Origin of the sequence: Campylobacter lari subsp. lari (genome assembly GCF_013372185.1) — a bacterium.
In the GTDB taxonomy this organism is placed as follows: domain Bacteria; phylum Campylobacterota; class Campylobacteria; order Campylobacterales; family Campylobacteraceae; genus Campylobacter_D; species Campylobacter_D lari.
Window position 1 is genome coordinate 305,812 of record NZ_CP053830.1, and the last position, 11,940, is coordinate 317,751.

The 11,940-nt window shown below is 28.9% G+C and carries 11 protein-coding genes; 9 read left to right on the forward strand and 2 right to left on the reverse strand.

Annotated elements, in window-relative coordinates; all coding sequences use genetic code 11:
• The 3 genes from CLLT_RS01660 to CLLT_RS01670 are packed head-to-tail and all read left to right on the forward strand — an operon-like array spanning position 1 to position 2,040.
• Positions 1-966, forward strand: coding sequence for a DUF8341 domain-containing protein (locus tag CLLT_RS01660; protein ID WP_074692647.1), 966 nt, complete (start codon positions 1-3; stop codon positions 964-966).
• Positions 963-1,517, forward strand: a complete 555-nt coding sequence (locus tag CLLT_RS01665; RefSeq protein ID WP_074692645.1) for a hypothetical protein — start codon at positions 963-965, stop codon at positions 1,515-1,517. Before CLLT_RS01660 ends, CLLT_RS01665 begins: the two co-directional genes overlap by 4 nt.
• Positions 1,501-2,040, forward strand: coding sequence for a hypothetical protein (locus CLLT_RS01670; protein WP_074692644.1), 540 nt, complete (start codon positions 1,501-1,503; stop codon positions 2,038-2,040). Before CLLT_RS01665 ends, CLLT_RS01670 begins: the two co-directional genes overlap by 17 nt.
• On the opposite strand, the gene CLLT_RS01675 is transcribed toward CLLT_RS01670, so the two are convergent.
• The gene (locus CLLT_RS01675) at positions 2,027-2,824 is read right to left on the reverse strand and encodes a membrane lipoprotein lipid attachment site-containing protein (RefSeq protein ID WP_074692642.1); all 798 of its coding nucleotides are present in this window, start codon (positions 2,822-2,824) and stop codon (positions 2,027-2,029) included. The two genes, CLLT_RS01670 and CLLT_RS01675, sit on opposite strands and share 14 nt — an antisense overlap.
• 72 nt (positions 2,825-2,896) lie before the next feature.
• Here CLLT_RS01675 and lgt point away from each other — a divergent pair, with 72 nt between their 5' ends.
• From lgt to CLLT_RS01705, 6 genes are all read left to right on the forward strand, one after another.
• Positions 2,897-3,712 carry a prolipoprotein diacylglyceryl transferase gene (gene lgt / locus CLLT_RS01680; protein WP_074692641.1) on the forward strand — a complete coding sequence of 272 codons (816 nt, stop codon included), beginning with the start codon at positions 2,897-2,899 and terminating at the stop codon, positions 3,710-3,712.
• Between the two features lie 77 nt (positions 3,713-3,789).
• Positions 3,790-4,569: a fumarate reductase cytochrome b subunit gene (locus CLLT_RS01685; RefSeq protein ID WP_074692639.1), complete on the forward strand. Its 780-nt coding sequence runs from the start codon at positions 3,790-3,792 to the stop codon at positions 4,567-4,569.
• Positions 4,553-6,544: a fumarate reductase flavoprotein subunit gene (locus tag CLLT_RS01690; protein ID WP_041570261.1), complete on the forward strand. Its 1,992-nt coding sequence runs from the start codon at positions 4,553-4,555 to the stop codon at positions 6,542-6,544. Before CLLT_RS01685 ends, CLLT_RS01690 begins: the two co-directional genes overlap by 17 nt.
• The gene (locus CLLT_RS01695; protein ID WP_039662875.1) at positions 6,537-7,262 is read left to right on the forward strand and encodes a fumarate reductase iron-sulfur subunit; all 726 of its coding nucleotides are present in this window, start codon (positions 6,537-6,539) and stop codon (positions 7,260-7,262) included. The genes CLLT_RS01690 and CLLT_RS01695 overlap by 8 nt, the downstream gene beginning before the upstream one ends.
• The gene (locus CLLT_RS01700) at positions 7,240-9,465 is read left to right on the forward strand and encodes a dynamin family protein (RefSeq protein ID WP_081352030.1); all 2,226 of its coding nucleotides are present in this window, start codon (positions 7,240-7,242) and stop codon (positions 9,463-9,465) included. The genes CLLT_RS01695 and CLLT_RS01700 overlap by 23 nt, the downstream gene beginning before the upstream one ends.
• On the forward strand, positions 9,455-11,272 hold the full coding sequence (locus CLLT_RS01705) for a dynamin family protein (protein ID WP_074692636.1): 1,818 nt from the start codon (positions 9,455-9,457) through the stop codon (positions 11,270-11,272). The genes CLLT_RS01700 and CLLT_RS01705 overlap by 11 nt, the downstream gene beginning before the upstream one ends.
• A gap of 2 nt (positions 11,273-11,274) precedes the next feature.
• Here the strand turns inward: CLLT_RS01705 and pnuC are convergent, their stop codons facing one another.
• Positions 11,275-11,934, reverse strand: a complete 660-nt coding sequence (pnuC, locus tag CLLT_RS01710; RefSeq protein ID WP_070255921.1) for a nicotinamide riboside transporter PnuC — start codon at positions 11,932-11,934, stop codon at positions 11,275-11,277.
• Between the last annotated feature and the right edge of the window lie 6 nt (positions 11,935-11,940).

An 11,940-nucleotide genomic window follows, 5' to 3' on the forward strand; every position in this document is an offset into this window, starting at 1 on the left:
ATGTTATCTTTTTTTAGAAAGTATATTTTACAACTTTTAGTTTGTATTTGCTATGATGAAAAACAATACATTATAAGATGTCATACTTGGAAAAAATCCCAAGCTGTTGATACTTTTGAAAAAAGCTTTGAAGATAAAGAAAAAGCTATAGAATATGTAAAAAATTTAAGTAAAGATTTTCAAATTTATTATTTATGTGCTTTTTTTACTCCTATTGCCCAAGGTGTTGTGCCAAGTTCAAATTTTAAAGATCTTTCCAATTTTGGTGTCGATGCAAGTAGTGTTAGGTGTATTTCTTTTAACAACGGCTTATTGTATGCATCTAATCATTCTTTAAGCTCATATGAGCAAGATTATGAGGCTTTTGGTGGTTTGGATTTGCTTTATTCGCCTTTTTCTTTGCTTTATCATTGCATGGCAAATAGAGGTTTTGAAGAAAAAATCGGCCTTTATGTATATAGATACCATGATTTTGTTGCGATGTTAATTTGTAAAAATGAGGCTATATTATTTGGAAGTTATTTTAATATAGCTAGTCAAAATTATGATGAAGATGATTTTTTTGATGATATTAAAGAAGAATTTGACTTAAAAATTGACGATGAAAATCAAGAAGAAGAAAATGAACAAAATTATGATTTAAAAAGTTTAGAAGAAATGAGTCAAGAGCTTGATAAACTTGAGGAATTAGATGAAGAAAAAGAAGAGCTTCCTGTTGAGTCTTTAGAAAATTTTAGCTCAGATATGAAAATGATAGAATACATTATCTCAAGTGTAAAAGAATTTTATCAAAATCCTTTGTATGATAATAGCTTTTTAGAAGAAATTGTGATTTTTGATGAGGAAAGTTTTAGCCCAACCTCACTTGATTATTTAGAAAATGAACTATTTATAAAGCCTAAAGTAGAGCTTGTAGATACTTTAAATTTGATGAATGAACTTATGGTGAAGGACTTAAAATTATGAGATATAGTCTAATCAAACCTAAGATAAAACCTGTTTTTAATCTTTTTACTAGAATTTGGATTTATTTTACTAGTATTAGTGTTGCTTTGATTTTTGTGGTGTTTATTGTAGTGGTTTTTAAAAGCTATTATGCGTCTGTGCAACTTGATGATAAAAAAGAAGAGTTAGCTCAAATTCTCGCACAAATTAATGCTAATAAGCTTAAATATCAAGAACTAGTAAGACAAAATGATAAAGCAGAGTTGATTTTGGGAGATTTAGGGCAAGAGCAAGAAAATGGTAAAAATAAAGTTTTATTAAAAAGTATTCAAAATCTTTTTACTTTAGTGCCTAAAAACATATCTTTAAATGAGGTTTTAATGGAAGATAGATCACTTATTTTAAGAGGTATTACACCTACTAAAGAAATGTTTGCTTTGTTGTTAGAAGCCCCATTAAGAAGTATTTTTTCAAATTCTCAAACAAGCTATTATCAATTAGAAAATGGGTGGTATCGCTTTGTAAGTGTAAATATCACTATACCAGAGGAAATGTATGAGCAAAAACGATAAGAGCTTAGAAGAAGCTGATGTATTAAAGATACTGATTTATTCTTTTTCATTTGTTGCACTTTGTGCGATTTTGATTTTATTTTTAATCGTGCCTTTTTTGAAAGATTATAAAATCGAGCATTCAAGATTAGCAACCCAGCAAATTCAAAACACTAAAGCATTAAATGAGCTACAAGCTTTAGAAAAAGTTATTGATGAGTTTCAAAAGATGAATGCGAAAAATTTAGCTCAAATTAATGCAGAATTTTCACAAAAAGAATTATTGGAATTTATGAAAAATTACTTTGATGATGTTAAAATCAATCTCATTCCTATTAAAAAAGAGCAAGAGTATCTAAAATATCAATTTGAAGCTAATGTAAAGATGAAAAATCCTCAAGCTTTTTATTCTTTTTTAAATGATTTGCAAAGATATAAAAATTTAATAGAAATTAGCACTCCTGTAGAATTTAAATCCGAAGAAAAACACATTAATCTTAAATTTAAGATCAAAGTGTTTCATGCTTTAGCTATTCAAAAATAATTACTTCATTATTTTGATAAGGAGTAGCTTTTTCTTCTTTTTTATCATCTTCTTTTACATCTTGAACCTCTGAGTTTTCTTGTGTTTTTGGTTCTTCTTTGATTTCTTTTATACTAGTTTTTAAACTAGATGTGATTTCTTTATAAAAAGCAAGAAAAACTTTATCAATTTCTAAAGCACTAGCTGCAAGACTTTCATTAACTTGGGTTGGAACAGCACTATATACCTCTCTAAAGCTTTCTATGCTTGCTTGTCCTTTTATAGGATAATTTAAAATAATAGGATCGTTTAATTTTGCCGAGCTTGCTGTGCTTTGGAAAGTATCTTCTTGGTGTAAATTATTTAAATGACTTTGAGCTTCTAAAATAATCATAAAAGAAGACTCCACACTATCGCCTCCAAGACTTGAATTTCTTGTAACCTTATCTTCATATAAACTAGCATTGATAACTATAGTAAAAGCATAATCAGGATTTTCATTATCTATAATATACCCCTTACTTTGAAGCAATGCTTTGCTATCTTCTAAAAGTTGTTTTTTGAGTAATTCTAAGCTTTTATTGATTCTTTGATTTAGAGTAGATTGCTCAAAATATGAACTATAAAAAGTATTTTTTATAATTTCTACATCATTGATTTTGACTTTAGGACTATTAGCATTTGTGTGGTTGTGTTCTTCAAAAGTGCTTTTAAAATTTGGCATAGAAATATAATAAGTTTTTTGATTACCAGTGCAAGCACTTAAAAATAAAATTATGCTAAAAAATAATAATATTTTTTTCATTTTCTCTCCTTGTTATTTTTATAATTATACAATTTTTTGCTATATTATGTGTTTTATTATAAAGGCTTTTTTATGGAATTTTGGCAAAATATTTATGCAAATTTTGATGTAGTGGCTTTTGAAATTTTTGGTTTAAAAGTGCATTGGTATGGCATTATGTATGTGTTAGCTTTACTTGTTGCTTTAATGGTCGCAAAATACTATGCGATTAAAGATAATATGGGAATTTCTAAAGCTATGCTTGATAGCTATTTTATATGGGTAGAAATAGGGGTGATTTTAGGTGCAAGAATAGGTTATATTTTAATTTATGATGTGCATACTTTATGGTATCTTACTCATCCTTGGCAAATTTTCAATCCTTTTTATAATGGAGAATTTGTAGGGATTAGGGGTATGAGTTATCATGGAGCTGTTGTTGGATTTTTAATAGCAACTTATGCTTTTTGTAAAAAAAATAAGCAAAATTTATGGAAATATTTAGATTTGGTAGCTATTAGTGTGCCATGTGGATATATTTTTGGTCGTATTGGAAATTTTTTAAATCAAGAGCTATTTGGTAGAGCTACGGAAGTGCCTTGGGGTATTTATGTAGATGGGATATTGCGTCATCCATCTCAGCTTTATGAAGCATTTTTAGAAGGTTTTATAGTTTTTATCATTTTATTATTGATAAAAAAATATAAAAAATACAATGGAGAATTGATTGCTTATTATACGATTTTGTATGCTCTAGCGCGTTTTGTATGTGAGTTTTTTAGAGAGCCTGATTTTGGTATAGGCTTTGTTGCTTTTGGTATGAGTATGGGCCAGATATTAAGTTTATTAATGTTTTTATTAGGACTATTTTTATCTTTTTATTTAAGAAATATTAAAAAAAATTTATAAATTTTTATTTATTTTAAGAATAAAAGTTCTATAATTGCTCCGATATTAAAACTTATCAACTTTTAAAAGGAGTAAATATGAGCCAACTCATTGAAGGTTTTTTAGGCAAGAGTGTTGATGGCAAAAAAAGCAAAATGCCAGCAAAACTTGACTATATTCAAAGTGCGACAGGCTTAATTTTAGGCTTGTTTATGTGGGCACATATGTTGTTCGTTTCTACCATTTTGGTTAGTGATGATTTTTTTGATTCAGTAGTTCATTTTTTAGAACTAAAATTTATCATTAATAGCCCTATGATGAGCTACATCACTTCTTTCTTAGCAGCCTGTGTTTTGGTTATTTTCTTTGTGCATGCTGGACTTGCAATGAGAAAATTCCCTATTAATTTCAGACAATACCAACTTTGTAGAACACACTTAAAATATATGAATCATGGTGATTCTTCTTTATGGTGGGTTCAAGCTGCAACTGGTTTTGTAATGTTTTTCTTGGGTTCTGCGCACTTAATTTTTATCATTACTAATGCAGATAAAATCAGTGCTGATATGTCAGGTGATAGAGTAGTGAGCCATTTTATGTGGTTGTTTTACATTGCCTTATTAATTTGTGTTGAGTTGCATGGTAGTATTGGTCTTTATAGATTATGTGTAAAATGGGGTTGGTTCGAAGGTAAAGATGCAAAAGAAAGTCGTAAAAAACTTAAAAAAGCAAAATGGTTTATTAGTATTTTCTTCTTAGTTTTGGGTGTATTAAGCTTAGCTGCTTTTGCAAAAATAGGCTTTAATAATTACCAAAACAACTCTGTAGCGCAAATAGTAAAAACTTATGATGGAGCTAAATATGAACATACAATATAGTGATGCTTTAGTTATTGGTGGTGGTCTTGCAGGTTTAAGAGCTGCTATTGAAGTTGCAAAAAGTGGTCAAAGTGTAACTTTATTAAGTATTTGTCCAGTTAAAAGATCTCACTCAGCTGCTGTACAAGGTGGTATGCAAGCAAGTTTAGGAAATAGCGTTAAAGGTGAGGGAGATAATGAAGATGTGCATTTTGCTGATACAGTAAAAGGGTCTGATTGGGGCTGTGATCAAGAAGTTGCAAGAATGTTTGCACAAACTGCTCCAAAAGCTGTGCGTGAGCTTGCTGCTTGGGGTGTGCCTTGGACTAGGGTTACAAAAGGACCTAGAACTGTTGTGATAAACGCTCAAAAAACTACTATTGAAGAAAAAGAAGAAGCACATGGTCTTATAAATGCAAGGGATTTTGGTGGTACTAAAAAATGGAGAACATGTTATATCGCTGATGCAACAGGACACTGTATGCTATATGGTGTGGCAAATGAAGCGATTAAACATCAAGTTAAAATCATCGATAGAATGGAAGCAGTAAGAATTATCCATGATGGTAAAAAATGTCTAGGGGCTATTGCTAGAGATTTAACTAATGGGGAATTAATCGCTTATGTTGCTAGAGGAACTATGATAGCAACTGGTGGTTATGGTAGAATTTATAAACAAACTACAAATGCTGTTATTTGTGAAGGTACAGGAGCTGCTATCGCGCTTGAAACTGGACTTTGCAGACTTTCAAATATGGAAGCAGTGCAATTTCATCCAACTCCAATCGTACCAAGTGGTATCTTACTAACCGAAGGTTGTAGAGGTGATGGTGGTATCTTAAGAGATGTTGATGGTTACCGCTTTATGCCTGATTATGAGCCTGAGAAAAAAGAACTTGCAAGCAGGGATGTTGTAAGTCGTAGAATGATGGAGCATATTAGAAAAGGTAAAGGTGTAAAAAGCCCTTATGGAGATCATTTGTGGCTTGATATTTCTATCCTTGGCCGTGCTCATGTTGAAAAAAATCTTCGTGATGTTCAAGATATTTGTAAGACATTTAATGGCATTGATCCTGCTGATGAGGGTCCAAAAGGCTGGGCACCAGTTTTACCTATGCAACATTACTCAATGGGTGGTATTAGAACAAAACCAACCGGTGAAAGTCAATGGCTAAATGGTCTTTTTGCATGTGGTGAAGCAGCTTGTTGGGATATGCACGGATTTAACCGTTTAGGTGGAAATTCATGTTCAGAAACTGTTGTTGCAGGTATGATCGTAGGGGATTATTTTGCACAATATTGTAAAGAAAATGGTAATGATATTGATACAAATATCGTTAAATCTTTCCTTTCTAAAGAGTATGATTACTTAAAATCTCTTGTTAGTAAAGAAGGAAAACATGATGTATTTGAAATCAAAAACAGAATGAAAGACATTATGTGGGAAAAAGTAGCTATCTTTAGAACAGGCCAAGGTCTTGAAGAAGCGGTTAAAGAGCTTGAAGAATTGTATCAAAAATCACTTGATCTAAAAGTACATGATAAAGAATTAAAATGTGCAAACCCAGAGCTTGAAGAAGCTTATAGAGTTCCAAGAATGCTAAAAATTGCTTTATGTGTTGCTTATGGTGCGCTTTTAAGAACTGAAAGCCGTGGGGCTCATTATAGAGAAGATTATCCAAAAAGAGATGATTTAAATTGGATGAAAAGAACCAATACTTACTGGGTAGAAGGTGAAAGTATGCCTAGAGTTGAGTATGAAGATCTTGACATTATGAAAATGGAAATCCCACCTGCATTTAGAGGTTATGGTGCTAAAGGAAATATCATTGAAAATCCATTAAGTGAAAAACGCCAAGCTGAAGTTGATGCGATCCGCGAAAAAATGGAATCAGAAGGCAAAGGTAGGTATGAAATTCAACATGCTTTAATGCCTTATGAATTACAAGCTAAATTTAAAGCACCAAATCAAAGAATAGGAGTTGATTATGAGTAGAAAATTAACAATAAGAGCATTTAAATATAATCCATTAAGTAAAATTTCTAAGCCTCATTTTGTTACTTATGAGCTTGAAGAAACTCCATTTATGACGATTTTTGTGTGCTTAACTCAAATTAGAGAAAAAATGGATGCGGATTTGAGTTTTGACTTTGTATGTAGAGCAGGGATTTGTGGAAGCTGTGCTATGATGATTAATGGTAAGCCAAAGCTTGCTTGTAAAACATTAACAAAAGACTATCCAGATGGCGTTATAGAGCTTATGCCTTTGCCTGCTTTTAGACACATTAAAGATTTAAGTGTTAATACAGGTGAGTGGTTTGATAGTATGTGCAAACGCGTTGAAAGCTGGGTGCATAATGAAAAAGAAACAGATATTTCTAAACTTGAAGAGCGTATAGAACCAGAAGTTGCTGATGAGACTTTTGAACTTGATCGTTGTATAGAGTGTGGAATTTGTGTTGCTTCTTGTGCGACTAAGTTAATGAGACCTGATTTTATCGCTGCTACTGGACTTTTAAGAACAGCTAGATACTTACAAGATCCACACGATCATAGAACTATAGAAGATTTTTATGAATTAGTAGGCGATGATGATGGAGTATTTGGGTGTATGTCTTTACTTGCGTGTGAAGATAATTGTCCAAAAGAACTACCTTTACAAAGTAAAATTGCCTATATGAGAAGACAACTTGTCGCTCAAAGAAACAAATAATCCTAGCCCCCAAGAAGATGGGGGCATTAAAGTCTTACTAAAACAAATTTGGAAAAATCATAGCGTTTATCTTGATGTAAATACTCTTTTTGATGAGAGCTTAATTAATACTCAAAAAGCAGCAATTATCTTAAGCACTAATCTTGATAATTATGAAAGATTTAGCGCTTTAAATGAATTCAAAAGTTTGATGAAAAGTTTAAATTTACGTTTAGATCTTTATAGCATACAATATGCGCAAGTTTGTTTTATTAATGCTTTAAATTTTGGAATTTTAGATAAAAATGAGCTTTTAAAAGCTTTAGAAAAACTTCAAAAAATCACTGATAATGCCCTGATATATGCTTTTGTATCTAAGCAAAAAATTATTCAAAAAGATTACAAACAAGAATTTAAAAACTCTCATCAAACACTAGATCTTATTAACGAAAAATTACAAGAGCTTTGCGAGGATGAAAAAGCTCAAAAACTCTTACAAGAAGCTTTAGTTAAATTTAGTAATATTGATTTTTCTATCGCGGTGACTGGTGTTGTAAATGCTGGAAAATCAAGCATGCTAAATGCACTTTTAAAAAAAGAGTTTTTAGGAGTATCAAATGTGCCTGAAACTGCAAATTTAAGTATTTTAAAATACGGTAAAGAGCAAAAAGCTAAGATATATTTTTGGAATGAAGAAGAATGGCAAGATATTTTAAAAAGTTCTAATGATAATCAAGACATGCAAGAGCTTATAAAGCAATTAGAGCAAAATTTTAATTTAAATGAATACATCAAAAAAGAAAGCAAAAACATACAAATAAATTTTGATGAATTAAAAAACTATACTAGTGCAAAAAACAAAATCTCAGCACTTATTAAAAAAATAGAACTTTTTTCATCGCTTGATTTTTTAAAAGATAATGTTTGTATAGTTGATACCCCTGGGCTTGATGATGTGATTATCCAAAGAGAGCTTTTGACAAAAGCTTATATAAGCAAGGCTGATTTTTTAATCCACCTTATGAATGCTTCTCAAAGTCTTAGTCAAAAAGATTGTGATTTTATTATAGAGTGTTTATTAACTTCAAGAGTAAGCAAGCTTTTAATTGTGCTTACAAAGGCTGATTTATTAAGCGAAAAAGACTTGCAAGAAGTAATTAACTATACTAAAAATAAGCTCAAAGAAAATTTAATGCAAAAGCATTTAAATCAAGAATTATTAAATAATTTAGATTTTGTATGTATTTCTTCAAAATTAGCTAATGATTTTTACCAAAAAAGAGGTGGAAATTTAGAACAAAGCAATATTTTAACGCTAGAAGAACTCATAGTTAAAAGTTTATATGATAAAAACAAAATTGCTCTAAGTGCTTATAAAAAAGAATTGTTATTGCATTTAGAAAAAATAGAAGAAAAAATTAAATTTTCTAATAAAATACTAAATTATGAAAATATCAAGCTTGATAAGCAAAATCAAGCTGTTATCAATGATTTTAAAGCAAAAAAAGAAAAATTAATGCAAATAAAAGCAGAATTAAGTGCTATTTTTAACGCAAAAGATGAAAATACTCAAGAAATTTTAACGCTTTTGCATTTGCTAGCTAAAAAATTAAAAGAAAAACTTATAGATGAGCTAAAATATAATCAAAATAATAAAATCAAAAACAGCACTCAAAGACTAAACACCATCATCGATACGACTTTAAAAGATGGAATTTTTGATCTTTTAAGAGAGTTAAAACAGCAAAGTGAGCAAAAGATTAATGAGCTTAAAAACACACTAAGCATAAAGTATGATTTTTTAAAAACTATATTAGAGCAAAGTTGTGATGATTTTAAAAGCAAGGTTGAAGCAAAAATAGAAGGTATTTTTAGCGATGATCTTTTTATAACATTAAAAACTGAACTTTTAAAAAATTTAGAATCAACTCAAGATATTTATAAACTAGAAAGCTCTTTAGAAAATCAAATTTTAAAAAAATTACAAACATTTAATATAGAAAAAATCGCCAAAGATTTAAAAAATAATCAAGAATTTTTTACTAATTTAGAGCTTAGTTTAAATTTATACGAAAAAGAGCAAGAAGAACAAATTAAAGATTTAAAAGATTTAATTTTACAAATAGAACAAAATGAGCAAAATTCTAAAGAGCTTTTAGAAAAAAACAATACAAAATTACAAAATTTAAAGACTTTAAAAACGGAGCTTTTAAATGCAAAATGATTTGATTAATGATTTTTTAAAAGCTTATGAAAATGCTTATTGTAAAAGCTTTGATGATAGTTTTGAAGGAAAGATTTTAGCAATCAAAAATGCATTTTTAGAGCCAAGTTTGCATTTAAATGATGTTTTTTTAAAAGATCTTGAGATGATCATAGCTAGCTATAAAAGAGCCATTAATGTGGCCATTATAGGGCAATTTTCCAGTGGTAAATCTACGCTTTTAAATTTGATTTTGCAAAAAGAATGCTTACCAACAGGTGTGGTGCCAGTGACTTTTAAGCCTACTTTTTTACGCTATGCTAGGGAGTATTTTTTAAGAGTTGAATATGAAGATGGCAGTGATGAGATTGTTGATATAAATGAGCTTGCTAAATTTAGCGATCAAAGAAATAAGCTAAAAGAAACCAAAAGTTTGCACCTTTTTGCACCTATTGAGCTTTTAAAAGATATCACGCTTATAGATACCCCGGGTCTAAATGCAAATACAACCGATACGCTAACTACTTTTCAAGAGCTTTCTTTTATGCATAGTGCTATTTGGCTTAGTTTGATTGATAATGCAGGTAAAAAAAGTGAAGAAGATGCTATAAGAGCAAATGCCAAGCTTTTAGAGCGTGGTGGGATTTGCGTGCTAAATCAAAAAGATAAATTAAACCAAGATGAGTTAGAAAATGTTTTAAATTATGCGCATTTGGTTTTTGATAAATATTTTGAAAAAATTATCGCAATTTCGTGCAAAGAAGCAAAGTATGATTTACAAAAATCAAATTTGCCTTTACTTTATGAGTATTTAAAAGGGCTTGATTATGAAAAAATTAAAAAAGATTTTATTAAAGAAAAACTGAATGATTTATGTGAGCTTTTGTTAAATCAATACATTTTTTTGCAAGATATTTTAGAGCAATTAGAGCTTAAATTTAATGCTATTTTACACTCTTTTAAAGCAAATGTGTTAGAGCAAAAAATCAAAATTTTAAATCATAATTGTTTAGATAAATTAAAACTTGTTGGAGAAAAAATATCTCAAGAGATTTTAAAATTTATCAAAGAAAAAGATAGTAATTATTATAAAGAAGCTAAAGGCTTATTTAAGAAAAATCTTTATGAAAAAATCACCTATAAAGCACCTTATCTTTCAAGTGATGATGCATTTTTGGCTATGTTTTATAATTCTGAAACAATGAATAAAGAATTTAAAAAATTAAAAAGTGAAATTGCTTTAGAATTTAATCAAATCAAAAATGATTTTTCTTCTTTTTTTACTAATTTAGAAGAGCAAATTTTGCTTTTTAAAGCCAAATTTTCAAATTTACAAAAAGAAAATGATTTAGAAAGTGATGAAGAATTTGCAAATTTTAGAAGCTTTGCTAGTGCTAGCGAAGAGCTTTTTTTGAAAGATTTTAAAGAGTTGTTATTTAAAAGCAAACTTGAGCTTGATTTGTTTTTAGAAAAATTAAATTTAAAAGCTTTGGCAAATTATGAAAGTGCTACTAAACTTACTTTAGGATTTTTTAGTACAAAAATGAGCGTGAGTAAAGAATTTTATGAGCTTGATAGCACTGAGTTTAGTTTGTATTATCCAAAAGCAAGTGAAGTGTATCAAAGGGTATTAACAGAGCTTAATGTGTATGAATTTGAAGATTTACTCATCAATAAACCAACGATAATGAAAATTTTTAAAGACTATATGCAAAGCTTAGAAAATTTAATCCAAGAAAAAAAAGTTTATATAAAAAATTTAATCATAGAATTTGAAAACAAAAAAACGATGATTGAAAAGATTAAAAGTCAAATTTCTAAGCTTTGATATTAACTTGTTTGTTTTTTCCATACAAAAAAATAATAAATTCCTATAAGTAAAAATATAAAAGTATTTAAAAGTTGTGCTATGTTTTCTTGGTTTTGCTCAAAAAGTAAAAACCAAATGATCAATGAAGCAATATTAGCTAGAGTAACTATAAAATAACTTTCCATATATCTTTTAACTTGCATATAAAATGCGATTAATTGTCCCATGATAGCAAAAGAATTTAGGTAAATAAAACTAGCGTTCATATTTTTTAAAATATAAGCATAAATTAAACTTGCAAATATTAAAAAAATTCCATAATAAATTCTTTTAATATTGTCTAATTTTCTTATGATAATTCTTGTTTTTTCTTTGTTTTGATTATTTTTCCAATGATAAATTCCATAAATATTAATAGGCAAATAAAAAAGATTTAACATCACATCACCATATAATTTCAACTCATAAGCAATGTATGCATAAGATAAAGAATACAATATCCCAAAAATAAAACAAACCACCTTCCCAGCGCCAGCAAAAAACACATATAAAACAGCATTTATAGCACTAAAAAGACTTAAAAAAGAACCATCATAAGTATAAGTTAAAAAAGTAATTATGCATATACTTATAAAAAGTGCGATATAAAATTTCAAAGAAATGTTAAATTGTGATAGCATAAAATA

What these genes read in the sequence shown, in the direction of transcription:
- CLLT_RS01660 (WP_074692647.1), top strand. Translation starts at nt 1, where the DNA reads ATGTTATCTTTTTTTAGAAAGTATATTTTACAACTTTTAGTTTGTATT.
- CLLT_RS01665 (WP_074692645.1), top strand. Translation starts at nt 963, where the DNA reads ATGAGATATAGTCTAATCAAACCTAAGATAAAACCTGTTTTTAATCTT.
- CLLT_RS01670 (WP_074692644.1), top strand. Translation starts at nt 1,501, where the DNA reads ATGAGCAAAAACGATAAGAGCTTAGAAGAAGCTGATGTATTAAAGATA.
- CLLT_RS01675 (WP_074692642.1), bottom strand. Translation starts at nt 2,824, where the DNA reads ATGAAAAAAATATTATTATTTTTTAGCATAATTTTATTTTTAAGTGCT.
- lgt (WP_074692641.1), top strand. Translation starts at nt 2,897, where the DNA reads ATGGAATTTTGGCAAAATATTTATGCAAATTTTGATGTAGTGGCTTTT.
- CLLT_RS01685 (WP_074692639.1), top strand. Translation starts at nt 3,790, where the DNA reads ATGAGCCAACTCATTGAAGGTTTTTTAGGCAAGAGTGTTGATGGCAAA.
- CLLT_RS01690 (WP_041570261.1), top strand. Translation starts at nt 4,553, where the DNA reads ATGAACATACAATATAGTGATGCTTTAGTTATTGGTGGTGGTCTTGCA.
- CLLT_RS01695 (WP_039662875.1), top strand. Translation starts at nt 6,537, where the DNA reads ATGAGTAGAAAATTAACAATAAGAGCATTTAAATATAATCCATTAAGT.
- CLLT_RS01705 (WP_074692636.1), top strand. Translation starts at nt 9,455, where the DNA reads ATGCAAAATGATTTGATTAATGATTTTTTAAAAGCTTATGAAAATGCT.
- pnuC (WP_070255921.1), bottom strand. Translation starts at nt 11,934, where the DNA reads ATGCTATCACAATTTAACATTTCTTTGAAATTTTATATCGCACTTTTT.